Genomic DNA, 24124 nt, shown 5'->3' with positions numbered 1-24124 from the left:
TTTAGTGAAGGACGCAGGATAGCTAACACGTGTACGCTGAACAAGTCCGATCAGTTTGCACTAAACCAACTTAACCAGCGTAACGGCCACGGATAACGATGACGAGCATCCTGCTGTGTCGCCTGAGCAATACGTTCCTGAATGGTCTGCATCAGGGTGTTCTGTCCTTCGCCATCCCAGACCAGGTTTGTCAGTAAGGGTAGTGCATCCTCAACGCCTTCGATGGCCCAGATGAAGAATTGTTCCTGCTCTACCGCGTCCAGAATCGCCTGGCTCAGGCTCAAATGACGGGCGTTAGGGGCTGGAATAATAACGCCCTGTTTGCCGTTTAAACCGCGCTGCTCGCAGATGGCAAAGAAACCCTCAATTTTTTCATTCAGTCCGCCGACCGGCTGGGCACGACCAAACTGATCCACGGAGCCGGTGATCGCGATGTTCTGATTGATTGGCACTTCTGCCAGGGCACTGATCAGCGCGCACAGCTCGGCCATGGAGGCGCTATCGCCGTCGACTTCACTGTAGGACTGCTCAAAGGTCAGAGAGGCAGAGAAGGGGATCTGTTGCTCAAGCTGGAGTTCAGACATCAGGAAGGCCTGCATAATCATCATGCCTTTGGCATGAATGTTTCCGCCCAGCTCGGCCTTGCGTTCGATATCGGTAAATTCGCCGTCACCAACGTGCACAACACAGCTGATGCGGGAAGGCTCGCCAAAGGCGCGCGGGTGCCCCGGGAACTCGATAACGGACAAGGCGTTAATCTGCCCGATACGTTCGCCTTCGGTTTCCACCAGAATTTGCTCCAGCAGAATTTCATCCTGCATACGGTCAGCAAGATAGCCTTCACGCCATTCGCGCTGGGCCAGCATCTGGGTAAACTGCTCGCCGCTAAACGCGCCGCTGCCGCTGATGACGCCTACTTCACGCAGCTGTTTGCCAATCCAGAGCGGACAGAGCGGCAGTGTTTCCCGATCGCCGGTGTAGCGCACAGCCTCGCGGATCAAGCCGGGCCACGCGTCGTCGGCCGGTGAGGGCAGGGCAAAACGTTCTGCCACGTCCATAACCCAGCTGCACCACTGCGCCATGTCATCGGCATCGGCAATCTGGATATTGTCTTCGTATTCACTGTATACGGCCTGTTCCGCGAGTTCTGGCTCCATTTCCTGGAAATCAGCCAGAGATTCGCGGTCACCCGCCAGCACAACGGTCAGCGAGAGCGGCATCGGCGGGACGGAGACAGGCAGCGGACGCGAATCGTCGTAGCCAATCCAGTCAAAACGCTGCTGCGTTACTACCGTTTTCAGGCGCATCCACAGCAGAGGCTGTGCAAGCAGGGTGCGAAGGGAAATCAGCAGCACGCCGCCGTTCGCGCGATGTACCAGCCCCGGCTGCAGCGACACTTCACCATTAAACTGACGAAGGCAGCCAAACAGCTGCTCGGCTTCCACCCAGCTGGCGGTAATCACCTCGCCTTTTGCGGCGAAAAGCCCGTCGGCCTGCGTTGACGGTTCGAACGTGACGTCGCGTCCGGCAACATGATAGCGACCGCCAAAAACGGCGTTCGTTTTCGGCTGCAACTGGCGCATGGCATCACCGAGAAGCGTCAGATACTCGGCTTCTTCCGGGGCTTTGAGCAGCATGAAAGGAGATGTCGCCCAGGGGGACGCCATCTGCTCCAGCGCGTAATGCAAACGCGGTTGTGTCTCGCTAAGTATGTATTCGTGTTCTTTTGTGAGGTCTGGCTGTGCAAACAGCTCCTGATAGCTCTCGGTATCCGGAACCAGGTCACGCCATGCAAGTTTCGTAATGGTCAAAGTTGATGTTTTTTAGTCAGATGTAAAACCGTGGAGTATACCGTAAGCGGTGCACTCTGCCCAATCAGGATTCGGGATTTCGTCATGCAGTTAGCCTGTCGTGTTTCACAGGATATGATTTCTTTTCAGCAGATTGCCAAAAAACTGATATTCTGAACAGAGTTACACGGTAACACTGAGATCGCAATGAAATATCAACAACTGGAAAACCTCGAAAGCGGCTGGAAATGGAAGTACCTGGTCAAAAAGCACCGTGAAGGGGAGCTGATCACCTGCTACATCGAAGCCAGCGCGGCACAAGAAGCTGTGGATATGTTGCTGACCCTCGAAAACGAACCGGTACAGGTCAACGGCTGGATTGAGAAACACATTAATCCGGCCCTGTTGAACCGGATGAAGCAAACTATCCGTGCGCGACGTAAGCGGCACTTCAATGCTGAACATCAGCACACCCGTAAAAAATCCATCGACCTGGAGTTTATGGTCTGGCAGCGTCTGGCCGGGCTTGCACAACGTCGCGGGAAAACTTTGTCAGAAACGGTGGTGCAGCTGATTGAAGATGCCGAACACAAAGAAAAATATGCCAGCCAGATGTCGACGCTGAAAAACGATTTGCAGGCACTGCTGGGTAAAAAATGACGTTTTTACGTTTGTTCAGATAATAAAAAACCCCGCATAGCGGGGTTTTTTTATAAGACGATAACTTATGCCGCAGGCTGAGTTACAACGTCTTTGATACCTTTAACTTCGATCTCTACGCGACGATCTGGTGCCAGGCAGTCGATCAGTGCAGCGCGTGGTTTCACGTTGTCACAGGTAGAACCGGTAACTGGGTTAGATTCGCCCATACCACGTGGGGAGATCTTGTTAGCTGGGATACCTTTAGATACCAGGTAATCAACTACAGACTGTGCACGTTTCTCAGACAGACCCTGGTTGTAAGCGTCAGAACCGATACGGTCGGTGAAGCCCAGAACCACTACAGAACCGTCTTTAGGATCCAGGTTGCTCAGCTGGGTGTACAGCTGATCCAGCGCCTGCTGACCTTCTGGTTTCAGGGACGCTTTGTTGAAGTTGAACAGAACGTCAGACTTCAGAGTGAAGTGCTTGGTCTGTACTTCTGGAGCTGGAGCCGGAGCTGGAGCTACGACTGGCGCATCTTCCTGCTGACCGAAACGGTAAGAAACACCAACGCTCAGCATGCCGTTGTCTGGACGAACGCCAACGGTAGCACCGTCACCGATGTTGTTAACCCACTGGTATTCCAGACGGGTAGCGATGTCACGGGTCATTGCCCACTCAACGCCGCCAGCGAATACTGGAGAAACGCCAGTGTCGTGCTCGTCACCATTGATGCTGTTGCTGGAGTCTGCACGCCATACCATGCCGCCCAGACGGGTGTACACGTCCAGATCGTCAGTTACTGGGTAACCCAGTTTAGCGGTCAGCTGTACGCCTTGAGCTTTGAAAGCGCCATTTACGTTGTCGCCTTTGTAAGGCATACGACCTAACCAGTCGTAACCCATTTCAAAGCCAACATACGGGTTAACCTGATAGCCACCGAACGCACCTGCACCCAGCTGGCTCTCGTGAGTAGGGCCATCGTTGTTCAGGTCGCTGTTGTACCAACCAGTGTCATGGAACTGAGACCAGCCCAGTTTACCACCTGCATACCAGGTATTATCTTTCGGAGCGGCCTGCGCTACGGTAGCGAAGCCAGCCAGTGCCACTGCAATCGCGATAGCTGTCTTTTTCATTTTTTGCGCCTCGTTATCATCCAAAATTTGCCATGAATATCTCCGTCAGAGAAATCACGGTTAAATCCTTCACCGGGGGGCGTGGTCAAATATAAACCTACCGATATCTTCGGCTTAGGCCGAGCACCCCTGGCGATGTAAAGTCTACAACGTAGCTGAAAACTTACAAGTGTGAAGTCCGTCAGGCATATGAAAAAAAAAGGTCCGTATACCCAATATTTAACATTTTTTGAACGAATTTTGTGCAGTAAAATTAACGAGAACCGCGTCAGACAAGCCTTGCCGCAGTTTTGGCGCGTTGAACTTTTTTTGCATCATGAGGTCGAAAAAAATTCCAGGAAAACTCTTAAAATGACTCAATGGTACAAATTTGAGTGAATTTTTAGCCCAGAAAGTTGTCCTCTGCGATAAGAATCTGCACGAACCGGCCGCATAATAAAGCCCATTGCGTTACCTTCTTCTGCTGCTTCAGTCAGACGCAAATGTTCCTCTTCCGTCAGTTCCTCAGGAAGCCAGCCAATCACGACGCTGTAGTTCCCGGTACGTAATGCCCGAACCATCGACTCGACCGTATCACACGGAGAAAGCTGATTAATCTGCATCACCTTCGCCAGCGGCAGGCCAGCGGACTGCACCCACTCGCGGCTCAGTTTTTGCTGAGGCGTCAGCCAGAGCTGCCAGCGAGACTGTTGGCCGAGCTGCTGCAACAGCGGCAAAAGTAAAAGTTGTGTTAACAGCGGCTGGTCTTCACGGTAAACCACTTCACTGATAAGCCCTGTCGATACACGTCCGCTAGAATTCTGCGCAGTAGTGCCGGCGGCAGAAGAGGAAGGTGTTGAGTGATTTGCATAGCCTGAAGTGTACATGTTCATTCCAGCCCTGTAGTTACTGTATGGATATACAGTAACCCCTGTATGCATAAAGATCAACCTCATTTTCGGAAAGCAACTCGCAAATTTCATCCATTCCCGGTGAACCTGAAAAAATCATCTTGCCCAACGACAATAAGTTGCCTATTTTCCTGCTAACGGATCCGTTAGTAAGAAATGTCGTGGTTAATGTTTGATTTTTAATGGAATTATCATGAAAAAGATATCTTATGAACGGATTTATCAATCCCAGGAATACCTCTCTCCGCTGGGTGAAATTCGTCATCGTGCCCTGTTTGGCGGTTATACCCTGGCCGTGGATGAAGCGGTATTTGCCATGGTGTCTGACGGCGAACTCTACCTTCGCGCCTGTGAGGAGAGTGCAAAATACTGTGTAAAAAACGCCTCTTCTTTTCTGACGTTAATGAAACGCGGACGTCCGGTTCTGCTTAATTACTACCGCGTGGATGAAGGCCTGTGGCAAGACAGGGAAAAACTGCTTCAGCTCTCCTCTTTTGCGCTGGATGCCGCCAGGAGAGAGCGCTACCAGCGCCATCAGCGTAACCGGCTGAAGGATCTGCCGAACCTGACCTTTCAGATTGAGGTCCTGCTTATGGAGGCGGGCATTACTAATGAAGAGACGCTACGGCAGCTGGGGTCTAAGACAAGCTGGCTGAAAATGCGCTCTAAAAATAAGGGGCTGAGTATCCGGGTATTGTTTGCGCTTGAGGGTGCTATAGAGGGATTGCATGAGGCGGCACTCCCGGCGGATATCCGCCGGGAGCTTACGGAGTGGTTTAATGCGCTGCCCGAGTCGCAGGGGCATCGTTCCGCCAGGTAGCGATCTGCTGACGCAGTCGACATATTTCCGGCAGCAAAGCGATAAGCAGGCCAATTTGCTGTAGGACCAGCGGCGCTTTGTTGTCGGTCCCCGGGTCAAGATGGGCGATACGCTGCGACAGTTCCTCCAGCGCCTGGTGTACCCGTGGCTCATCCGCGGGCTGATGATGAAGTGCGTCATCAACGTAGCAGACGGAGTCATCCAGCAGCGCCAGGATACCCGGGTTCGTCAGCCTCTCGCGGTGTGCGCCGAGCGTGGAGATATAGCTGGTGAAGGTATGGTTCAGGCACAGCAGACGGAAGGCCGTTTCCCGCATCTCTGCCGTGGCGCGTGGCTCTGTGGACATATTCGAGACGACGGAAGCCAGTTCGGCATCGGTGTTGTGCGCGTCGCGGCGGGCAATGCGATAGGCCAGACGGTTATCGCGGCCCTGATGGTACTGCTCAAGGATGGCATCCAGATAGCGGCAGTTGGCGTTCATGGCTCTGTCGGACACGCGCGGTAAGTTACGAAAACGCCAGTCAGGCCAGATAAAGCTCACCGCCGCCCAGGCGATGGCGCAGCCAATCAGGGTGTCGATCACGCGGGGGAGGGCAACTTCAAACCCTTCGCCCAGCAGATTGAAGCAGAGCAGAACCAGCAGCGTAATGAACATGGTGGCGTGGGCGTACTGCACGTTCCGGAAGGCAAAGAACAGGACGCCGGTGATAACAATCAGGATCAGCTGCCCTTCTACTGATGGCACAAAATAGAGGACCGGCAGCCCGATGGCGACCCCGACTAATGTCCCGACAATACGCAGCGCGAGGCGATGGCGGGTCGCGTTGTAGTTCGGCTGGCAGACGAACAGGCTGGTCAGCAGGATCCAGTACCCGTGGTGCAGCCCCGTAATCTGAATAAAGGCATAGCCCACGCACAGCACCAGCGACATCCTCACCGCATGGCGAAAGAGCGCCGATTCGGGCGTAAAGTGGCGGCTGAGGCGCAGCCACATATCGCTAAAGCCATTCAGGCTGTCGTCGGCAAGCTGGTTTTCCGCGTCATTACCCGGTATCGCCATGGCCTGCTCAGACTCAATGGTGGCCAGCTGCGCATCAATGGCCCGCAGGTTGTTGAGCAAAAAGCCCAGGGCTTTGAACTGTTCCGGCGACGTGCCGCTGGCCTGCACGCGATCGAGCGCCGCATCCAGATGACTGAACGCGCGCTCAAAGCGTGGGTCATGCTGATAGGGCGTGCGCAGCAGTATCGATCGGGCAAGCTGCTGGCAGGCCTGTGACTGCATCGACAGCAGGCGCTGGAAGCGGAACATCACGTCGCTGTAGCGAAACTTTTCGCGCAGGGCCGCATACTGCACATGCGAGGAGCTGGCACGCTCGTGAATATCCTGGGCGGCAAAGTAATAGTGCAGGGTGCGTCGGGTGCCGCGCTGACCTCGATCGCCGCGCAGGCGGGTGAGCAGGGAGGCTTTCGTCTGGTTTAGCGTGGCAACCAGTTGCCCATTTGCCAGCGCCAGATCGTACAGCGGCGCCTGGCTGTCCTCTTCGATATCCGGATCGAACAGCCGGGATTTCAGCTCCAGATAGTGGGCCAGCTGTTCGTAACTGCGGGCAAGGTTGTCCTGCAGGGCGCGAACCGGAAATATAAGATGCCCGGTTAAGGTGAGCAGATTATACCAGATAGCGCCCAACAGCAGCAGTACGGGCTGCTGATACCACTGATCGTAAAGGGAGACGCCCAGCATGGTGTAAATGGCAATCAGCAGGGCGCCGAACGCAATGGTGGCATAGCGTTGCCCGAGGCCGCCGAGCAAAATGAATCCGCTGGTGGATACCGTCAGCCCGAGGGCGAACAGCCAGGGCCAGGGGAAAAGCAGCTCCACGGACGCGGAAGCAATAAAGAAGCAGACCAGCGTGATAACCAGGTTACGCAAGCGTCCGGCCAGACGGTCATCGAGATCGGCAAGCGCGCCGGCCACCACCCCAAGCGTGAGAGGGATGGTGAGCTTCACATCGTTCAGCCACCACGGCAGAGCCACGGTGCCGCAGAGGGCGATAAAGATCCTGACGTTATACAGCCAGTTACTGTTCCACGTGTAGCGACGAAGCAGGGGGCTTAGCATGAGAGCGGCCTGTCCTTATTTACTGAAAACGACGACGGGCATTGGCTTCACGCGCGGCTTGCGCCACTTCTACCGGAACAACCCGGCGCCCTACCGGCCACAGGGCGATGGTGGCAATTTTAAAATTAGCGATGCCAACCGGAATGCCGATAATCGTAATGCACTGGGCAATACCGGCGAAGATATGCATCAGACACAGCCACCAGCCGAAGAAGATCAGCCACAAAATATTCAGCAGCGTGCCGCCGGTGTTCATCAGAGCACTTTTTCGTTCCGGCTCCAGCTCATCCACGTGTACGGCTTCATTGCCATACGGAACGAGGGACAGCTTAGTGATTTCCCAGCAGGAGCGCGTCAGCGGCAGGGTGAAGATGAGCACGATGCTCACCAGGGTGGCAAAAAGCCAGGAAAGGGTGGTGGCAAAACCGCCAAGGACAAAATTCAACACATTCAGAACGGTACGCATAAACCCTCATTTCCTTCGATATGATTAACGCCCGCTGATTGTAACGTTTTTTTGGGCTGGAGCACCTTAAAACTGGCGGTTAAACTGTCTGACAAATTATTACCTCGTGGATCCGGCAGGATATGGAACTGAAAGCAACTTCAATGGGCAAACGCCTGGCGCAGCACCCGTACGACAAGGTTGTCCTTCTCAATGCGGGCGTCAAAGTCTCCGGTGAACGCCACGAATACCTTATTCCGTTTAATCAGCTTCTGGCTATTCACTGCAAGCGTGGGCTGGTGTGGGGCGAGCTGGAGTTCGTTCTGCCTGCTGAAAAGGTGGTACGGCTGCACGGGACGGAGTGGGCTGAAACCCAACGCTTCCACCACCATCTGAACACGCGCTGGCAGCAGTGGAGCCAGGAGATGAGCGCGATTGCCGCACAGGTACTGCAACAGGTGCTGGACGATATAGACCACAGCCATACCCAGCAGAAGTGGCTGACACGTCAGCAAACCGCCGGGCTTCAGCAAAAGATCGCCGAGGCGCTGACGGCATTACCCTTACCCGTGGCCCGGCTTGAAGAGTTTGATAACTGCCGCGACGCCTGGCGTAAGTGTCAGGCCTGGCTGAGCGATATCGAGAAAAGCCGTCTGGCGCACAATCAGGCCTGGACCGATGCAATGCTCGCGCGCTATGCCGGGTTCTTCAGTACGGTCGAGACGTCGCCCCTCAACCCCGCCCAGGCGCGTGCGGTGGTAAACGGCGAGCAGTCGCTGCTGGTGCTGGCAGGTGCCGGGAGCGGCAAAACGTCGGTGCTGGTGGCGCGTGCGGGCTGGCTTCTGACGACGGGCGAGGCGGTTGCCGACCAGATTTTGCTGCTTGCCTTTGGCCGCCAGGCCGCGCAGGAGATGGATGAACGCATCCAGGCGCGTTTGCATACTCAGGATATCTCGGCGCGCACCTTCCACTCCCTCGCCCTGCATATCATTCAGCAGGGCAGTAAAAAGGTGCCCGTAGTCAGCAAGCTGGAGAACGACGCGCAGGCCCGTCAGGCGCTGTTTATAAAAACCTGGCGCCAGCAGTGCAGTGAGAAAAAGGCGCAGGCGAAAGGCTGGCGTCAGTGGCTAGAAGAGGAGCTGAACTGGGAGGTGCCGGAGGGCAGCTTCTGGCAGGATGAAAAGCTGGCGCGCCGTCTGGGCTCACGGCTCGACCGCTGGGTAAGCCTGATGCGTATGCACGGCGGCTCTCAGGCCGAGATGATTGAAAGCGCGCCGGAGCCAGTCCGCGCCCTGTTTTCTAAGCGGGTCAAGCTGATGGCTCCGATGCTTAAAGCCTGGAAAAGCGCGCTGAAAGATGAAAACGCGGTCGATTTTTCCGGGCTGATCCATCAGGCCATCGTCATTCTGGAGAAAGGACGCTTCGTCAGCCCGTGGAAACACATCCTGGTGGATGAGTTTCAGGATATCTCACCGCAGCGCGCGGCGCTGCTGTCGGCGCTGCGGGCGCAGAATAAACACACGTCGCTGTTTGCCGTGGGGGATGACTGGCAGGCCATCTACCGCTTTAGCGGGGCACAGCTTTCCCTCACGACGGCATTCCACCACTATTTTGGCGAGGGCGATCGCAGCGATCTCGACACCACCTACCGCTTTAACTCGCGCATTGGCGAAATTGCCAACCGGTTTATTCAGCAGAATCCGCACCAGCTGACGAAACCGCTCAACAGCCTCACGCCGGGGGATAAGAAAGCCGTCACGCTGCTGGCGGACGATTGCCTGGAGGCGCTGCTGGATAAGCTGAGCGGCTATGCGAAGCCCGACGAGCGCATTCTGGTGCTGGCGCGTTACCACCATCTCAGGCCGACGGCGCTGGATAAGGCGGCGACCCGCTGGCCAAAGCTTCAGCTCGATTTTATGACCATTCACGCCAGCAAAGGGCAGCAGGCCGACTACGCGATCGTTGTCGGGCTAAAGGGGGGGAGCGACGGTTTCCCGGCACCGGCTCGCGAGTCGGTCATGGAGCAGGCGCTGCTGCCTGTGCCAGAGGATTTTCCGGACGCAGAGGAGCGGCGCCTGCTGTACGTGGCGATAACCCGCGCGCGCCATCGCGTGTGGCTGCTGTTCGATAAAGAGGAACCGTCCGCGTTTGTCGACGTGCTGAAAAGCATTGACGTGCCGGTGGCGAGAAAGCCGTAATGAGCCGCACAGAACTTTTTTTGCCCGGCACGCACAGCGCTACCGGGCAAAAAAGGCTACTTCAGCCTCTCGGCGAGATAACGTGGATAGTCCGGGATCAGGATCTCCACCGGCGCGTTAAACTGAGGCGACTCAATGATGAAATCTGCCGTTGAAAGATTGGTGGCTACCGGAATGTTCCACACCGTCGCCAGACGCAGCAGCGCCTTAACGTCCGGATCGTGCGGAACCGCGTTCAGCGGGTCCCAGAAGAAGATCAGCACGTCAATCTTTCCTTCCGAAATCTGTGCGCCTACCTGCTGATCGCCCCCCATCGGGCCGCTCAGCATGGCGTTCACTTCCAGGCCGGTTTCGCGGTGGATCAGGTTGCCGGTTGTCCCCGTAGCCGAAAGGGCATGATTCTGTAACAGAGGCTGATGGCGACGAACCCAGTTAAGCAGCATTTGTTTACAGTGATCGTGCGCAACCAGAGCAATGTGCTTGCGCGACGGCAGTGTGCGTGTTGTCAGTTCCATAATCATATCCGTGAGGTTACCTCGCTACACGATGACGGGAACTGACTGATGCTGCAAGAGAAAGGACAAAAAAATGTGGCTCATGACGACGGCTGTCGTTTCGCCCATTTCAGAAAACGGGCGCGCGTGTCCGGATCGGCATTCTGGAACCAGAACCTGAGCCGCTGCTCGGTAAGCGTCTGCGACTGAGGGGGAAGCTCATCCAGCTCTGAAACGCCCGAAAGCAGGGCGCTGTCATCCGCCATTACCGCGGCAAACTGGGGCAGGGAGGCGCGCCTGCTGGCCCTGTTGTAGATCCCGGTATCCGCTTCATAGTCTGTTCCCTTTGGCCTTTTTGTCAGCGCCAGAATATCCAGCTGCACCGGGATCGGCACTGCGTTCCCATCCACCAGTTCAACGCGCGGCGAGGCATCGAATGCCAGAGACTCTTTTTCTGTCTCAAGGCGAGGAAGACGAAAATTAACCTGGCTGATGCGCCGGGTATTAAAGCTGACAACCAGCGGAGGCGAAATGTACACCTGCTGTTCACCGTCGGCGAGGCGGATTGTCTTTTCCACCCGCAATACCACCTGATGCGGCCCGTTATCCAGCTCGATACTGTCCGCGCCGCGCAGCAGCGAGCTGGAAACTTTTTTTCCGTCCAGAACCAGCAGGTCAATATCGGCTGAAAGTCTCAGGCTGGTCGCGAAAACGCAAACCGGCATGATTAACGCGATCGCGGTCCAGGCAATGCCGGTTTTCATAGCGGGCTCCCGTAGAAAACATCCTCTGCAAGAATGTATCAAAATTTTTCGATTATCACGTTTACTAACATATAGACATATTCTGCCCTTTTGCCCTCATGCTTCTGCATGGGGCGCGTGGTTGAGATGCCCGCTTTGGCGTACACTTTGAAAAAAACCAGGAGGAAGAGTATGAAAGAGAACGACATTGTCGAGATACTGACGTCCACGCGCACTATCGCGCTGGTCGGGGCGAGCGACAAACCCGATCGCCCGAGCTATCGTGTAATGAAATACCTTCTGGATCAGGGCTATCACGTGATCCCTGTCTCGCCGAAGGTGGCGGGTAAAACGCTGCTGGGACAGCAGGGCTACGCGACGCTCGCGGAAGTGCCGGAGAAAGTGGATATGGTGGACGTTTTCCGCAACTCGGAGGCCGCGTGGGGCGTAGCGCAGGAGGCGATTGCGATTGGGGCGAAAACGCTGTGGATGCAGCTGGGGGTGATCAACGAGCAGGCAGCAGTATTAGCCCGTGATGCGGGGCTGAAGGTGGTAATGGATCGCTGTCCGGCGATCGACATTCCCCGTCTCGGTCTCGCGAAATAAAAAAAGCCCGGTTACGGGCTTTTTTACACCTTTAATTTCGCAGTCTCGGTGCCTGTAGCTGTTTGCGGATGGTCTGAGCAAGCTCGTCCATAGTGGGTTGTTCCGGATGCTCATCCTGCAGTTCACCGCTCAGCTGCGCTTCGGCAAGATAGGTATGGACGGGCTGACCGTCGTCGCCCTCCATCACCACGTGATACCAGGGCGCGGCGCGAAGCTCTGCGTTCACCGCCAGCTCGTCCGCTGACGGTTCATCAAGGGAATATTCCGGGTCGATATCCACGACCACCCCCAAATATCCAAGCAAGGTGTGGCGGACCTGCTGGCCGATACCGAATTTGCTGGCAATCATAGTCACCTCCCGGGAAACATTACATACACACTATGTGCGGGCAATATTTCTCATTTCAAGTTACATGACGCGACAGGCAAACCCTTTCAGATACAGCCCTTCCGGGTAGGTAGCGATCACCGGGTGATCGGCGGCCTGACGGAACTGCTCTATAAATTGTACATCACGACCAGCATCTATAGCGGCATCGGCGATGATTTTTTGGAATAAATCCGTGGTCATCAGGCCAGAGCAGGAGAACGTCAGCAGCACGCCGCCCGGGTTCAGCAGCTGGATCGCCAGCATGTTAATATCTTTATAGCCACGGCAGGCGCCCATCAGCTGACTTTTATTCTCCACGAACTTCGGCGGATCCATCACGATGACGTCAAATTTTTCGCCCTGGTCGCGGTATTTACGCAGCAGTTTGAATACGTCGTCGCGAACAAATTCCGCTTTGCTCTGGTCCAGCCCGTTCAGCTCGACGTTCTGCTTTGCCACATCCAGCGCTTCCTGCGAGGTGTCGACGCTGACAACCTGGGCACAGCCGCCCATCAGGGCAGAGACCGCGAAGCCGCCGGTATAGGAGAAGCAGTTCAGCACGCGCTTATCGGCAACATACTGGCGGGTTGCCAGACGGCTGTCGCGCTGATCGAGGTAATAGCCGGTCTTATGACCGCCCTGGATATCCACCAGCAGCTTCATGCCGTGTTCTTCGATAGGCAGCAGGGCAGGCGGCAGTTCACCGGTTACCGGGCCTTGCGTCAGCTCCATGCCCTCTTTTTTACGCACCGCCACGTCGCTGCGGTCGTAAATAGCACAGTCCGGGTACAGCGTTTGCAGCGCGCTAATCAGCGCGGCACGCTGATACTCCGCCCCGGCGCTCAACAGTTGCAGCACCAGGAAGTTGCCGAAGCGGTCAATGGTGACGCCCGGCAGGCCGTCGGACTCACCGGCGATCAGACGGTAGCTGTCCAGCCCGTCACGCTTTGCCAGCCACTCACGCCACTGCTGCGCCTGCTGCAGGCGGCGGACAAAGAAGTCGATGTCGATGGTTTCGTCTTTATCGAACGTCCAGACGCGGGCGCGGATCTGGGATGCCGGCGAGTATGCGCCGCGCGCTAACCACTTCCCCTGATGGTCAACGATATCGATGGTTTCACCGAGGCTGGCTTTACCTTCCATTCGGGCAACCGCGCCGGAAAAGACCCAGGGATGACGGCGCAGTAATGACTTCTCGCGCCCTTTGGCTAACACTAAACGTACGCTCATAATTTGCTATTCTGTCGATTCAAGAAAATGGCCGCCATTTTCCCGACTTCAGTGAGGAAATGCAACGCGCCAGTCGGATAAGGAGAAGGATGATGTCAAATGTTTGCACTATTGCCTGGGTCCACGGCCTCGTGCAGGGCGTTGGGTTTCGCTACAGCACCCAGCGCGAAGCCCTTCAGCTCGGGCTTACGGGGTATGCCCGTAACATGGATGACGGCAGCGTGGAAGTTGTCGCCTGCGGTGAGGCGGATAGGGTAGAGAAGCTGGTGGCGTGGCTGAAAGCGGGCGGGCCGCGAAGCGCGCGGGTTGATAAGGTCTTAACGGAACCGCATCAACCCGGCCGGGAATACGCTGACTTCAGTATTCGCTATTAAATGCATTTTACCGGTTTTGGCAGGCCGGCAATTTTGGTCGCCTGTTTTGCCGGGCCTTTCGGGAACAGGCGATACAGATAGCGGCTGTTGCCTTTCTCCTCGCCAAATTTGTTCGCCATGGCTTTGACCAGCATGCGGATGGCCGGAGAGGTGTTGAATTCAAGGTAAAACTCGCGCACCAAACGCACCACTTCCCAGTGTTCCGGGGAGAGGATAATCCCTTCGTTTTCCGCAATTTTCTCCGCCAGCGCTTCACTCCACTGGCTGCTCTCTTTCAGATAACCATCGTTATCGGTTTCGATCTCTTTGCCTTCAAAACTCAACATAATCATTCACGCGTTAGTCAAATACCGCAGCAGTTTACCAAAAAAACAAAGCCCCGCATAAGCGGGGCTTTTTTCACATCACGGTGAGTTAATCGCGGCTGGCGAAGCCCAGGATGCTCAGCAGGCTGACGAAGATGTTGTACAGCGACACGTACAGGCTCACGGTCGCGCGGATATAGTTCGTCTCACCGCCGTGAATGATGTTGCTGGTTTCATACAGGATGGCGCCAGATGAAATCAGGATAAACACCGCGCTGATTGCCAGGTGCAGAGCAGGCAATTGCAGGAAGATGTTTGCCAGCATACCCACCAGCACAATCACGATACCCGCCATCAGCATGCCGCCGAGGAAGGACATGTCCTTACGGGTGGTCAGCACGTAGGCCGAGCAGCAGAAGAACACCAGCGCGGTACCGCCCAGCGCCATACCGATCACATCACCCATGCCGGCAGACAGGTACGCGTTCAGGATTGGCCCCAGGATGTACCCCAGGAAGCCAGTAAAGGCGAACGCGGACAGAATACCCACCGGTTTGTCGGCGGTTTTGTAGGTCAGGAACATCAGACCATACATACCCACCAGCGTCAGGATCAGGCCCGGAGACGGCAGCATCAGCACGGTGCTGGCCGTTGCGGTAATGGCCGAAAACGCCAGCGTCAGGCTGAGCATAAAATAGGTATTGCGCAGCACCTTGTGGGTGCTGAGTAGCGATGTACGGTCGCGTGAGGAAGTAATTATACGATCCATGAGTCACTCTCTTATGACAGATGTAATTAACGGAAAGAATAGGAAACGGCGCGGCAGTCTCAAAGTGGTTTTACCCATCTTTACTCAGCCCCTTAGGGTTTGTGCCGGTTTTTTCTTCTGATAAAGCCCATTTCTTCAGAAGGAAGCACGGTTTGCCTGACGTATTCAGATCAACCTCTTATAGGTTACTGAAAAATATTGCGTTATTTCACTAAGGCCGCTAAGAGTTATTTCCGGATCGTCATAAAAACAGACAATAAGGCGAAGGAAATGAAACCACAAACGCGCACACACGTTGCACTCTCACTGATAACCGCGGGGATCCTGAGCGCCAGCACGGCCGCCTGGGCCGCAAGCGTACCGGCAGGAACCCAGCTGGCAGATAAGCAGGAGCTGGTCAGGAACAACGGAAGTGAACCCGCTTCCCTCGACCCGCATAAAGTCGAAAGCGATGTCGAATTCAATATTATCAGCGATTTATTCGACGGGCTGGTCAGCGTCTCCCCGGCAGGGGAGATCCAGCCGCGCCTGGCGGAGAAATGGGAGAATAAAGATAACACCGTCTGGACCTTCCATCTGCGCCCGGGCATTACCTGGAGCGATGGAAGCGCCATCACCGCGGAAGATATCGTCTGGAGCTGGCAGCGGCTGGTAGACCCGAAAACCGCCTCACCGTATGCCAGCTATCCCGGCAGCATGCGTATCGTTAACGGCACCGATATCGCCGAAGGCAAAAAAGCGCCCGCGTCGCTGGGGGTAAAAGCCATCAATGACAGCACGCTGGAAGTCACGCTCACGCAGCCGAATGCCGCCTTCCTTGCGATGCTGGCACACCCGTCTCTGGTGCCGATAGATAAGGTCCTGGTAGGTCGTTTCGGCGATAAATGGACCAAACCGGAACACATCGTCAGCAGCGGTGCCTATAAGCTGTCGACGTGGGTGGTTAACGAACGCATTGTGGCGGAGCGTAACCCGCGCTACTGGGATAATGCCCATACCGTGATCAACAGGGTGACATATCTGCCTGTTTCCTCCGAGGCGGCTGATGTGAACCGCTATAAAGCGGGAGAAATCGATATTGTCTACACGGTGCCTGTAAACCAGTTCGCCCGGCTTAAGAAAACGCTGGGCAGCCAGCTGGACGTCTCCCCGCAGCTTGCCACCTACTATTATGAATTCAACACCAGCCGCGCGCCGTTCAACGATGCGCGCGTGCGAAAGGCGCTCAATATGGCGCTCGATAAAGACATCATTGCAGATAAAGTGATGGGGCAGGGGCAGCGCCCGGCGTGGCTTATCAGTCAGCCGGACATTGGTGGCGTTAAGTTACAGAACCCGGACTACGCCAGCTGGCCGCGGGACAAACGTATTGCCGAGGCGAAAAAACTGCTCGAAGAGGCCGGATATAGCGCCAGCCATCCACTGAGTTTTAATCTGCTGTATAACACCTCTGAAACACACCAGCGTATCGCCATTGCCGCCAGCTCGATGTGGAAAAAGAACCTCGGCGTGGAGGCGAAGCTGCAAAATCAGGAGTGGAAAACCATGCTTGATACCATGCACACCCATAATTTTGACGCGGTGCGCTACGCCTGGATTGCCGATTACGATGACGCCTCCACTTTCCTGAATAACTTCCGTACCGGGGATAGCCAAAACACCACGCAGTACAGCAATCCTGAGTACGACCAGGCGCTGGCGAATGCGGCGAAATCAAAAACGCCGCAAGAGCGCGGAAAGTTTTATCAGCAGGCAGAGGATCTGCTGGGGCGTGACGTGCCGGCGATCCCCGTCTATCACTACGTTCGCACGCACCTTGTGAAGCCGTGGGTAGGGGGATTCACCCCGGACAAGCTCGGGTATTACTACACGAAAGATATGTACATCAAAAAGCACTAAACCTCGGTGATGGATTTTATGCTGGCAAAATGGCCAATATGTCGTCTATTCAACCGATTAAACGCAATTTGGCTATTTTTAAAGCGAACGAATGCGCGTGCTCTTTACAGCGCGCGGTGAGGTGTTTATAGTTCGCCTCACTTAGGAAGCGTGGCCGAGCGGTTGAAGGCACCGGTCTTGAAAACCGGCGACCCGAAAGGGTTCTAGAGTTCGAATCTCTACGCTTCCGCCAAATTCGAAAACCCTGCGATAGCAATATCGCAGGGTTTTTTGCTTCTGTTCTACGCCATCCCTCCCATGCTGTAGCCGATCGTGATCCCGGCGTCTGCCCTGTAGACGTTCGCCTTGACGCACCAGGTTTTCTCGATGTTCTCCGCGGTGAGCACCTCCGGGGGCGCGCCGGTGGCCGATACGCGCCCGGCCTTCAGAAGGATCAGCCGCTGACAGTAGTTGGCCGCCAGATTAAGATCGTGCAGGGCCACCACTACCGTGAGCGGCAGCCGCGAAATAAGCCGCATCAGCTCCAGCTGGTGCTGAATGTCCAGGTGGTTTGTCGGCTCATCGAGCAGCAATACCCGGGGCCGCTGTGCCAGCGCACGCGCTATCTGGCTTCGCTGACGTTCCCCGCCGGACAAATGCTGCCAGCGCCGCTGGCGCAATCCGCCTAGCTGCATCAGGCTTATCGCCTCTTCAACCGCCGCATCATCATCTCGCGTGCTTCTTTGAAACGCCTTCCGGTAAGGCGTTCGCCCCAGCCGCACGATATCCTCTACGGTCAGTTCTCCCTCGACGTCGGCATGTTGCGGGACGAATGCCAGGTGCCGCGCGCGCGTTTTTAACGGCATTACGCTAAGCGACGTGCCGTTAAGCGCAACGCGTTCACCGAGGTGCGGAAACAGCCCGGCAAGACAGCGTAGCAGCGTTGATTTGCCCGAGCCGTTAGGCCCTAGCAGGCCGACAATCTGTCCGGACGGCAGGTCGAGGTTGATATTCTCAAGCACCGTCAGTGCTTGTCGGGTTACGCTTAACCCGGAGACGGAAATATTCATGAATGCTCCTTCCGGTTTTGATAAAGCAGCGCCACAAAGACAGGCGCGCCCACCAGCGCAGTCACCACCCCGATGGGCAGAACCTGGTGCACGATCAGCGTGCGTGACACGATATCGGCCAGGATCATAAAGTGCGCGCCGATAAGAAACGTCAGCGGAATAGCGCGCCGATGGCCCGGACCGCTTAGCATGCGCGTCACGTGGGGAATGACCAGCCCCACAAACCCCACTGCGCCTATGGCGCTTACCAGGGTTGCGGTGACGAACGCGCAGGTCAGCAACAGGGCAATACGCACGGCGGCCACCGGGATCCCGAGGGTAGTGGAGACCTCATCTCCAAAGGTGAAGGTGTCCAGCGCCCGCGCAAAGAGGCAGACCACCAGCAGGCCCGTCACCGTCACGGCCAGCGCCAGCAGCGCGTCAGGCCAGCGGACGCCGCTCAGGCTGCCCATTAGCCAGAACATAACGCTGCGCGACTGCTCGGCGTTGGCGGAGGTGCTGACGACGTACGCGGTCATCGCGTTGAAGAGCTGCGTGCCCGCGATGCCTGCCAGCAAAATGCGCGACGGGCTTTCGCTCATGCCGTTGGTTATCAGCATGATGAGCGCAAAAGCGGCACAGGCGCCGACAAACGCGCCGCTGCTCACGCCAATGACGCTCCCGCCGATGCCGAGCAGCATCACGCAGACGGCCCCCAGTGAGGCGCCTGCGGAAATGCCCAGCAGATAGGGTTCAGCCAGGGGGTTACGCAGTATCGACTGGAGCACCAGCCCGCACAGCGCCAGACCGCCGCCGCTGCAGGCGGCCATCAGCGCCCGGCTCATGCGGTACTGCCAGACGATGCCTTCCTCCGGCTGGGGCAGGTGATATGACGTCAGCCCCAGCCCGTTCAGAATCGCTTTTCCGGTAACGGCATACGATACCGGCATATCGCCGATACTCGCGGCAAAGACCAGCATCAGCGGCAGCGCCACGGCGCCTGCCGCAAGCGCCACCTGCTGGCGGCGGGAAGAGGAGAAATGGCGCATTATTCGCCCCGGAATGAAGCAAGCCGGTCGCTGATAAGCTCAACCGCATCGACGTTACGCAGCGACGGGTTTAACGACATGGCGGGCACCACGATAATCTGGTTATTCCTGACCGCGGGAATGGTCCGGGTTACCGGATCGCGTCGTAAAAAGGCCTCCTTTACCGCAACGTCATCGGCGGGGTAGAGCCTGCGCGACATCTGCGCGATGACGATAACGTCCGGCTGCGCCTGGGCAATATGTTCCCAGGTGACGGCGGGCCATTCGTCGCGGGAGTCGATAACGTTCTTTAACCCCAGCGTGCGGCTTATCCAGCCGGGCGCGCCGTAGCTCCCCGCCACCCAGGGATCGCCGTTCAGGCGGCTGCTTGAAAACCAGAAAACGACCTTGAGCGGCCTGGCTGAAACGCGCGCCTGCGCTTTCTCAATACGCGCCGTCAGCGCGCGGTTGAGCTGCTCGCCCCGCGCGGAAACGTCAAAGATGGCGGCCAGTTCCGTGACTTCGCGCGTTATTTCTGCCAGTGAAAACGGCGCGCTGCGCGCTCCGTCGGCGTTTGAGGTTTCCGTCACCGTTTTGTCCGTGCAGTCGGCAGGGGAAATCCACGTCTTAATTCCCAGCGACGCAAACTGCTCGCGTGTTCCCACCTCGCCCTGCGGGCCAATGTGCCAGTGGTACTGGGCGAGAACGAGCTCCGGTTTTTGCCCCACGACGGCTTCAAAGGAGGGCGAATTGTCGGCAAGCCGGGGGATTTTTTTTCCGGCGTCGGCCAGCGAGTCCGGAAGCTGACCAAACCAGACCGACGTTGCGGCGACGGATCTTTCCAGCCCCAGCGCGAGCAACAGTTCCGTTTCATGCTGGCCCACGGTAACGACGCGCTGCGGCGCATGCGTATAGGTCTGCTTTACCCCGCAATTTTCAATCGTCAGCGGGTAGGCGGTTGCGGCAAAAGCGGCAGGCGTCACGGTGAGTAATACAGAAAGAAATAACCCTGTTTTTGACAACATAAAGCTCAACCCCAAAATGTTATGTTATAACATAATACATGCGTTGTGATTGAGCGCAACACCCTGCGCAACTTTACTCAGGCTGACGTGCGGGAGCCTGAGGCATCCAGAGGCAGAGAAAGGTTCACAGTTTCTGATCGACAATCGCCGATTTCATGCGGGACATCGCCAGAATGTTTCTTGAGCGCATGTTTAATTTTTCCAGAATCTTCACGCGGTAGGTGCTGGTTGTTTTTTGGGAGAGTTTAAGCCTTTTGGCAATTTCATGATTTTCAAGATTGAAAAGCTTCAGCACGTCATATTCTCGCCGCGTAAATGCGTTTATTCTGAGCGCTCTGTAAAAACGCATCAGCTGCTGAAAAGGGCGAATATTAAAATGCATTGACGAATAGATAATATTATCTATTTTCACGGCCCTGTTCATTTCTATCTCATGCATCAGGACGATATAACTATTCTTAATTTTTTTGACCTGCCTGATGACCCCGTTACGTAGGTTATCTTGTTCTATCGCAATGATAAAATTCAGTTCAGGATCGACTCCGATAAGGTCGTGAATATCCTCGTCGTCGCGAATGAAATGGACGGTTGTCTGAGCGCTTAAAACCCCGCTACACAGATAATAGTTATCGCTGATAAATAAAATACTCATAATCGAGAATGCATAATATAAAGGGAAACCTCTTGCCGTACGATGTACCGGTAATGTATGTCGTATGAAAAAGAGTCTAAATGACAAATAGTGAATCTGATAAGCGTAATTAATGTAAAAATAAATGTTTACATTTTAGCCAGGGTGCGATGAAAAAGTATGCGAGGGGCAAGAAAATGACGAAGGAGGGGCAACTTTATGCCATTTCACGCTTTACATCATGCTCAGAGATGTTTATAGTGCGCCTCACTTTGGAAGCGTGGCCGAGCGGTTGAAGGCACCGGTCTTGAAAACCGGCGACCCGAAAGGGTTCTAGAGTTCGAATCTCTACGCTTCCGCCAAATTCGAAAACCCTGCGATAGCAATATCGCAGGGTTTTTTCGTTTTACAGCGCAATCACCAGCTCCCCTGAATGGCTTCGCGAACAGCAGAGAGCCACCTGCTGGCCAGGCGCGCTTTTTTCCGCCTCTGACTGCACGGTATCCCTGTGGTCTACCACCCCGTCGATCACCGGCGTCAGGCACGCTCCGCAGATCCCCATTTCGCATGACAGCGGTACGTCTACGCCGTTCGCCTGCAACACCTGGGCGATGGTCTTGTCCGCGGGCACCGGCCAGCGCTCGCCGGTGGAGGCCAGTTTGACCGTGAAGATCTCGCCCGCCTCACCGCTTATAAGCGGTGCCGGGGGCTGAAACGCCTCGCTGTGCACCGCCTCGTCAGGCCAGCCTTTCGACCGCGCGACCTCGCGCACTTTCGCCATAAAGCCTGACGGTCCGCAAACCCAGGCGTGTAACCCCGGCGCGGGCAGCGGCAGATGCCCGGCCAGCGCGGAGCGCGGGCTGGCGGTATGAATAGTGCACTCACCCAACCGCGAAAGTTCGCGCGCAAACGCCGCGCTTTCCCGGTTACTGACGTAATAGTGCAGCGAAAACGGCGTTCCGGCAGCGTTAAGATGCAGGGCCATCGCATACAGCGGCGTAATGCCAATCCCCGCTGCCAGCAGCACAACCCGCTCTGCCTGAGTAAGCGGAAACAGATTGCGCGGGGCGGAGATCGCTAACGTCTGCCCCGGGCGCAGCGTCTCGTGTACATAGCGCGACCCGCCGCGCGAGGCGGTTTCCCGGCCCACGCAGATAAGATAGCTCGCGTTTTCACATGCTCCGGTCAGGGAGTACTGGCGAACCACGCCGCAGGGCAGATGCACATCAACGTGCGCGCCGGGCTGCCACGCTGGCAGCGCTTCGCCGTTTTCAGCCACCAGCCTGACGGCGAGGCTTTTATTCCCCTCGCGCCACAGCCCGTCAACGATAACGTTCAACATATCCGCCTCCGTCATGCCAGGAAAAACTCGCCAAAGCCCATCTTTTTTAGCCCCCGACGGTAGGCAATTGAGCTTTTATCCGCCGGAATATGGGCTTCAAGGGTCAGATCCAGCGGCAGGCTTTCCGGACGCTGGGTTTCAACCATCAGACGATCCTCTTCGAAAATGCGCAGGTTAAAGGCATGCACCTCTTCTACAGGAATATGCAGGTCAAAGTTGCGCGCAATCGGCGCAAACATCCGCGTCACGCGCGATGATACCGGCGAGGCGGCGTTCATGATCGCCAGCCTTGCATCGCCGGGAAAATGGATGGTCAGCGTGGCGGTAAACGGCAGGTGCAGTTCAAAATGACGCAGCCACTGGAAACCCTCCGGCGCCTGGACAGGTGAACCGGCGGGATAATTGCTGACGGAGCTCCAGTAATCGGCAACAAAGCCGAAGGAGGTCTCCTGCGGCTGATAGGCGGGGACCTGCTGATTAGCGGGATCGGCAAAGGTGTCGGTGTGGATCCACGCGAAGTGGGCGACGTCCAGGAAGCCCTCGACCTGACGGCCTGCGAAACCATTCACCTCAAACGCCGGGCAGTTGATCTGCTGAAAGCCCTCATCATCCCAGTGCGGCAGGGTGGGTAGCGGAACAGGATTGTCCGGATCAAAGTCCAGGCAGGTCCAGATCAGGCCGAAGCGCTCCTCCACCGCATAGTTAATGAGGTTCAGCTTCGCCGGAACCGGCTGGTCGGGGCTGGAAGGGATGCGGTTGCAGCGACCCTCTTCTCCAAAGCGTAAGCCATGGTAGGGACAGATAATGCCGTACTCATCGTGAAAGCCCAGCGTCAGCGGTACGCCGCGGTGCGGGCACACGTCCCGGGCCACCACGACGCGATCGTTAATACGATAAATCACCAGCTGCTCATCCAGCAGCGTGGCTTTTACCGGTGCCGGGCCGATGTCGCACGCGCGGGCAACCGGATGCCAGCATTTCGCGAGGCGCAGCCAGTCTCCGGGCTCAAAGGTGCAGCGTGCGGGCGGTGCAGGTTCTTTTCTCATGGTTTCTCCTCTTTCGCTCAGCCTAATGGCCCGCCCTGAATGGTGTCGCACAGACCGTTAATGATGCGCTCCCCGGTCTCCTCTTTAAGCTCCCGATACCAGGCCTCGGTCAGCGCCATATCTTTCCCGTGGGTGACGTCGCAGCGTTTGCGGGCCTTCAGCACCAGATCGCGAACCCTGTCGCAGCGCAGCGCTTCGTACTGCCGCAGGGCAAGCTCGATGCGGCGGTTTTCACGCAGGCACTCCCCCAGCACCACGGCATCCTCCATCGCGGCGCATCCCCCCTGGCCGATATCCGGCGTGGTGCTGTGTCCGGCATCACCCAAAAGGGCAACCCTGCCGCGCACCAGGCTGTCGAACGGCTCAATGTCGTGGATCTCAATACGGTTGGTGGTTTCGGGGTCGAGCGCGGCGATAAGCCTCTGCACCGGCGGTGCCCATCCCCGGAAGTAGCGAGCGAGATCGCCGCGCAGGGTCGCGCGATCTTCCGCCAGCCCTGCCGGAAGCGGCACGTCAAAAAAGAAGTAGAAACGCCCGCCGGAAACGGGCATCAGCGAAACGCGTTTGCCTTCCCCGACATACGTGGTCCACTGGTGCGCCGGGGCAATGGCTTCATCAATCTTCACCAGCCCGTTCCAGTTCACGTACCCGGCGTAGCGGCGCTCCGGGGCGTATCCCAGCACGTACGGACGAACCGCAGAGTGGCTGCCGTCGGCGGCAATCAGAAAATCGCCTGTTGCCGTGGTGCCATCGGTAAAGGTGACGCTCACGCCAGCCTTATCTTCACATACGCCTTCGACGCGCCTGCCGAACTGCACCCTGTCGCGTCCCCAGAAGTCCAGCATTTCGCGCTGAAGCTCCGCCCGTGAAACGGGGCAGGGGCGCCCGCCGGTACGCTCGACGAGCGGTGCAAGGCTAAACCGGGTCAGCGTGTCGCCGCGACGATAGTCTTTATAGGCCATAAAGCGCATCGGCCCGCCGTACGTCTCGATGATGTCGCCCATACCCAGGTGCTGCATACATTTCACGCCGTTGGGCCAGATGGAGATGGCCGCTCCCACGGGGCGGATCTCCATTACGGCTTCAAAGACGGTACAGTCTATTCCGGCGTTTTTTAACGCGACGGCCGCGCTTAACCCACCGATGCCCGCCCCAATCACAATCGCTTTCATGCTTCTCTCCTTTCGCAGGGTG

General features: G+C 56.6%; 24 protein-coding genes and 2 tRNA genes. 8 read left to right on the top strand and 18 right to left on the bottom strand.

Annotated features, from left to right (window positions below; all coding sequences use genetic code 11):
- Positions 1 to 50: 50 nt before the first annotated feature.
- Entirely contained in the window at positions 51 to 1811 is a 1761-nt protein-coding gene (locus MOQ06_RS20360) for a Lon protease family protein (protein ID WP_242174606.1), read from the bottom strand.
- Positions 1812 to 1997: 186 nt separating this feature from the next.
- Here MOQ06_RS20360 and matP point away from each other — a divergent pair, with 186 nt between their 5' ends.
- The gene (matP, locus tag MOQ06_RS20355) at positions 1998 to 2450 is read left to right on the top strand and encodes a macrodomain Ter protein MatP (RefSeq protein ID WP_006809347.1); all 453 of its coding nucleotides are present in this window, start codon (positions 1998 to 2000) and stop codon (positions 2448 to 2450) included.
- Positions 2451 to 2515: 65 nt separating this feature from the next.
- Here matP and ompA read toward each other — a convergent pair whose 3' ends face one another.
- Together ompA and sulA are read right to left on the bottom strand one after the other, a co-directional pair.
- Positions 2516 to 3568, bottom strand: coding sequence for a porin OmpA (gene ompA / locus MOQ06_RS20350; protein ID WP_242174605.1), 1053 nt, complete (start codon positions 3566 to 3568; stop codon positions 2516 to 2518).
- Between the two features lie 356 nt (positions 3569 to 3924).
- Positions 3925 to 4434, bottom strand: a complete 510-nt coding sequence (gene sulA, locus MOQ06_RS20345; RefSeq protein ID WP_176610707.1) for an SOS-induced cell division inhibitor SulA — start codon at positions 4432 to 4434, stop codon at positions 3925 to 3927.
- 217 nt (positions 4435 to 4651) lie between these two features.
- Between sulA and MOQ06_RS20340 the strand changes: the two genes are divergently transcribed.
- Entirely contained in the window at positions 4652 to 5278 is a 627-nt protein-coding gene (locus MOQ06_RS20340) for a TfoX/Sxy family DNA transformation protein (protein ID WP_148420982.1), read from the top strand.
- Here MOQ06_RS20340 and yccS read toward each other — a convergent pair.
- On the bottom strand, positions 5235 to 7397 hold the full coding sequence (gene yccS / locus MOQ06_RS20335; protein ID WP_242174604.1) for a YccS family putative transporter: 2163 nt from the start codon (positions 7395 to 7397) through the stop codon (positions 5235 to 5237). The two genes, MOQ06_RS20340 and yccS, sit on opposite strands and share 44 nt — an antisense overlap.
- Before the next feature lie 19 nt (positions 7398 to 7416).
- Positions 7417 to 7863: a YccF domain-containing protein gene (locus MOQ06_RS20330; RefSeq protein WP_148420978.1), complete on the bottom strand. Its 447-nt coding sequence runs from the start codon at positions 7861 to 7863 to the stop codon at positions 7417 to 7419.
- A gap of 122 nt (positions 7864 to 7985) precedes the next feature.
- On the opposite strand from MOQ06_RS20330, the gene helD reads away from it, so the two are divergent.
- Positions 7986 to 10040, top strand: a complete 2055-nt coding sequence (helD, locus tag MOQ06_RS20325; protein WP_242174603.1) for a DNA helicase IV — start codon at positions 7986 to 7988, stop codon at positions 10038 to 10040.
- Positions 10041 to 10096: 56 nt separating this feature from the next.
- Here the strand turns inward: helD and mgsA are convergent, their stop codons facing one another.
- Positions 10097 to 10555: a methylglyoxal synthase gene (gene mgsA / locus MOQ06_RS20320; protein WP_176610704.1), complete on the bottom strand. Its 459-nt coding sequence runs from the start codon at positions 10553 to 10555 to the stop codon at positions 10097 to 10099.
- Between the two features lie 80 nt (positions 10556 to 10635).
- Complete coding sequence (locus tag MOQ06_RS20315; protein WP_148420972.1) at positions 10636 to 11298, bottom strand: DUF2057 family protein; 663 nt, start codon at positions 11296 to 11298, stop codon at positions 10636 to 10638.
- A 171-nt stretch (positions 11299 to 11469) separates the two neighbouring features.
- Between MOQ06_RS20315 and MOQ06_RS20310 the strand changes: the two genes are divergently transcribed.
- The gene (locus MOQ06_RS20310) at positions 11470 to 11883 is read left to right on the top strand and encodes a CoA-binding protein (RefSeq protein ID WP_148420970.1); all 414 of its coding nucleotides are present in this window, start codon (positions 11470 to 11472) and stop codon (positions 11881 to 11883) included.
- A 31-nt stretch (positions 11884 to 11914) separates the two neighbouring features.
- Here the strand turns inward: MOQ06_RS20310 and hspQ are convergent, their stop codons facing one another.
- Positions 11915 to 12232 carry a heat shock protein HspQ gene (hspQ, locus tag MOQ06_RS20305; protein WP_148420968.1) on the bottom strand — a complete coding sequence of 106 codons (318 nt, stop codon included), beginning with the start codon at positions 12230 to 12232 and terminating at the stop codon, positions 11915 to 11917.
- 60 nt (positions 12233 to 12292) lie between these two features.
- Complete coding sequence (gene rlmI / locus MOQ06_RS20300) at positions 12293 to 13483, bottom strand: 23S rRNA (cytosine(1962)-C(5))-methyltransferase RlmI (protein WP_242174602.1); 1191 nt, start codon at positions 13481 to 13483, stop codon at positions 12293 to 12295.
- Positions 13484 to 13575: 92 nt separating this feature from the next.
- Between rlmI and yccX the strand changes: the two genes are divergently transcribed.
- Positions 13576 to 13857 (top strand): acylphosphatase, encoded by a 282-nt coding sequence (yccX, locus tag MOQ06_RS20295; protein ID WP_003858131.1) that lies wholly within the window; start codon positions 13576 to 13578, stop codon positions 13855 to 13857.
- Here yccX and tusE read toward each other — a convergent pair.
- A complete protein-coding gene (gene tusE / locus MOQ06_RS20290) occupies positions 13854 to 14183 on the bottom strand; it encodes a sulfurtransferase TusE (protein WP_242174601.1) in 330 nt (109 codons plus the stop codon). The two genes, yccX and tusE, sit on opposite strands and share 4 nt — an antisense overlap.
- A gap of 88 nt (positions 14184 to 14271) precedes the next feature.
- The gene (yccA, locus tag MOQ06_RS20285) at positions 14272 to 14931 is read right to left on the bottom strand and encodes an FtsH protease modulator YccA (RefSeq protein ID WP_003858127.1); all 660 of its coding nucleotides are present in this window, start codon (positions 14929 to 14931) and stop codon (positions 14272 to 14274) included.
- 270 nt (positions 14932 to 15201) lie between these two features.
- On the opposite strand from yccA, the gene MOQ06_RS20280 reads away from it, so the two are divergent.
- Together MOQ06_RS20280 and MOQ06_RS20275 are read left to right on the top strand one after the other, a co-directional pair.
- Entirely contained in the window at positions 15202 to 16830 is a 1629-nt protein-coding gene (locus MOQ06_RS20280; protein ID WP_242174598.1) for an ABC transporter substrate-binding protein, read from the top strand.
- A 144-nt stretch (positions 16831 to 16974) separates the two neighbouring features.
- Positions 16975 to 17062 (top strand) — tRNA-Ser (locus tag MOQ06_RS20275).
- 49 nt (positions 17063 to 17111) lie between these two features.
- Here the strand turns inward: MOQ06_RS20275 and MOQ06_RS20270 are convergent.
- The 4 genes from MOQ06_RS20270 to MOQ06_RS20255 form a co-directional block, all read right to left on the bottom strand.
- Complete coding sequence (locus MOQ06_RS20270) at positions 17112 to 17879, bottom strand: ABC transporter ATP-binding protein (protein WP_242174596.1); 768 nt, start codon at positions 17877 to 17879, stop codon at positions 17112 to 17114.
- Positions 17876 to 18907: an iron ABC transporter permease gene (locus MOQ06_RS20265; protein ID WP_242174593.1), complete on the bottom strand. Its 1032-nt coding sequence runs from the start codon at positions 18905 to 18907 to the stop codon at positions 17876 to 17878. Before MOQ06_RS20265 ends, MOQ06_RS20270 begins: the two co-directional genes overlap by 4 nt.
- Positions 18907 to 19911, bottom strand: coding sequence for an ABC transporter substrate-binding protein (locus tag MOQ06_RS20260; RefSeq protein WP_242174590.1), 1005 nt, complete (start codon positions 19909 to 19911; stop codon positions 18907 to 18909). The genes MOQ06_RS20265 and MOQ06_RS20260 overlap by 1 nt, the downstream gene beginning before the upstream one ends.
- Before the next feature lie 124 nt (positions 19912 to 20035).
- Positions 20036 to 20563, bottom strand: a complete 528-nt coding sequence (locus MOQ06_RS20255; protein ID WP_242174587.1) for a LuxR C-terminal-related transcriptional regulator — start codon at positions 20561 to 20563, stop codon at positions 20036 to 20038.
- 253 nt (positions 20564 to 20816) lie between these two features.
- Between MOQ06_RS20255 and MOQ06_RS20250 the strand changes: the two genes are divergently transcribed.
- Positions 20817 to 20904, top strand: a tRNA-Ser gene (locus MOQ06_RS20250).
- A gap of 44 nt (positions 20905 to 20948) precedes the next feature.
- On the opposite strand, the gene MOQ06_RS20245 is transcribed toward MOQ06_RS20250, so the two are convergent.
- From MOQ06_RS20245 to hpxO, 3 genes are read right to left on the bottom strand one after another with little or no spacing between them, the layout of a single operon-like run.
- Positions 20949 to 21884: a PDR/VanB family oxidoreductase gene (locus MOQ06_RS20245; RefSeq protein WP_242174585.1), complete on the bottom strand. Its 936-nt coding sequence runs from the start codon at positions 21882 to 21884 to the stop codon at positions 20949 to 20951.
- 11 nt (positions 21885 to 21895) lie between these two features.
- A complete protein-coding gene (gene hpxD, locus MOQ06_RS20240) occupies positions 21896 to 22930 on the bottom strand; it encodes a molybdenum cofactor-independent xanthine hydroxylase subunit HpxD (protein ID WP_148420937.1) in 1035 nt (344 codons plus the stop codon).
- 17 nt (positions 22931 to 22947) lie between these two features.
- Positions 22948 to 24102 (bottom strand): FAD-dependent urate hydroxylase HpxO, encoded by a 1155-nt coding sequence (hpxO, locus tag MOQ06_RS20235; protein ID WP_242174584.1) that lies wholly within the window; start codon positions 24100 to 24102, stop codon positions 22948 to 22950.
- Positions 24103 to 24124 lie beyond the last annotated feature (22 nt).

The sequence above is a fragment of the Enterobacter sp. I4 genome, assembly GCF_022669095.1.
GTDB lineage: Bacteria > Pseudomonadota > Gammaproteobacteria > Enterobacterales > Enterobacteriaceae > Enterobacter > Enterobacter pasteurii.
Note: the sequence above shows the minus strand (reverse complement) of the source record. Positions and strands in the feature narration are given on the sequence as shown.

What these genes read in the sequence shown, in the direction of transcription:
- matP (WP_006809347.1), top strand. Translation starts at nt 1,998, where the DNA reads ATGAAATATCAACAACTGGAAAACCTCGAAAGCGGCTGGAAATGGAAG.
- ompA (WP_242174605.1), bottom strand. Translation starts at nt 3,568, where the DNA reads ATGAAAAAGACAGCTATCGCGATTGCAGTGGCACTGGCTGGCTTCGCT.
- sulA (WP_176610707.1), bottom strand. Translation starts at nt 4,434, where the DNA reads ATGTACACTTCAGGCTATGCAAATCACTCAACACCTTCCTCTTCTGCC.
- MOQ06_RS20340 (WP_148420982.1), top strand. Translation starts at nt 4,652, where the DNA reads ATGAAAAAGATATCTTATGAACGGATTTATCAATCCCAGGAATACCTC.
- yccS (WP_242174604.1), bottom strand. Translation starts at nt 7,397, where the DNA reads ATGCTAAGCCCCCTGCTTCGTCGCTACACGTGGAACAGTAACTGGCTG.
- MOQ06_RS20330 (WP_148420978.1), bottom strand. Translation starts at nt 7,863, where the DNA reads ATGCGTACCGTTCTGAATGTGTTGAATTTTGTCCTTGGCGGTTTTGCC.
- helD (WP_242174603.1), top strand. Translation starts at nt 7,986, where the DNA reads ATGGAACTGAAAGCAACTTCAATGGGCAAACGCCTGGCGCAGCACCCG.
- mgsA (WP_176610704.1), bottom strand. Translation starts at nt 10,555, where the DNA reads ATGGAACTGACAACACGCACACTGCCGTCGCGCAAGCACATTGCTCTG.
- MOQ06_RS20315 (WP_148420972.1), bottom strand. Translation starts at nt 11,298, where the DNA reads ATGAAAACCGGCATTGCCTGGACCGCGATCGCGTTAATCATGCCGGTT.
- MOQ06_RS20310 (WP_148420970.1), top strand. Translation starts at nt 11,470, where the DNA reads ATGAAAGAGAACGACATTGTCGAGATACTGACGTCCACGCGCACTATC.
- hspQ (WP_148420968.1), bottom strand. Translation starts at nt 12,232, where the DNA reads ATGATTGCCAGCAAATTCGGTATCGGCCAGCAGGTCCGCCACACCTTG.
- rlmI (WP_242174602.1), bottom strand. Translation starts at nt 13,483, where the DNA reads ATGAGCGTACGTTTAGTGTTAGCCAAAGGGCGCGAGAAGTCATTACTG.
- yccX (WP_003858131.1), top strand. Translation starts at nt 13,576, where the DNA reads ATGTCAAATGTTTGCACTATTGCCTGGGTCCACGGCCTCGTGCAGGGC.
- tusE (WP_242174601.1), bottom strand. Translation starts at nt 14,183, where the DNA reads ATGTTGAGTTTTGAAGGCAAAGAGATCGAAACCGATAACGATGGTTAT.
- yccA (WP_003858127.1), bottom strand. Translation starts at nt 14,931, where the DNA reads ATGGATCGTATAATTACTTCCTCACGCGACCGTACATCGCTACTCAGC.
- MOQ06_RS20280 (WP_242174598.1), top strand. Translation starts at nt 15,202, where the DNA reads ATGAAACCACAAACGCGCACACACGTTGCACTCTCACTGATAACCGCG.
- MOQ06_RS20270 (WP_242174596.1), bottom strand. Translation starts at nt 17,879, where the DNA reads ATGAATATTTCCGTCTCCGGGTTAAGCGTAACCCGACAAGCACTGACG.
- MOQ06_RS20265 (WP_242174593.1), bottom strand. Translation starts at nt 18,907, where the DNA reads ATGCGCCATTTCTCCTCTTCCCGCCGCCAGCAGGTGGCGCTTGCGGCA.
- MOQ06_RS20260 (WP_242174590.1), bottom strand. Translation starts at nt 19,911, where the DNA reads ATGTTGTCAAAAACAGGGTTATTTCTTTCTGTATTACTCACCGTGACG.
- MOQ06_RS20255 (WP_242174587.1), bottom strand. Translation starts at nt 20,563, where the DNA reads ATGAGTATTTTATTTATCAGCGATAACTATTATCTGTGTAGCGGGGTT.
- MOQ06_RS20245 (WP_242174585.1), bottom strand. Translation starts at nt 21,884, where the DNA reads ATGTTGAACGTTATCGTTGACGGGCTGTGGCGCGAGGGGAATAAAAGC.
- hpxD (WP_148420937.1), bottom strand. Translation starts at nt 22,930, where the DNA reads ATGAGAAAAGAACCTGCACCGCCCGCACGCTGCACCTTTGAGCCCGGA.
- hpxO (WP_242174584.1), bottom strand. Translation starts at nt 24,102, where the DNA reads ATGAAAGCGATTGTGATTGGGGCGGGCATCGGTGGGTTAAGCGCGGCC.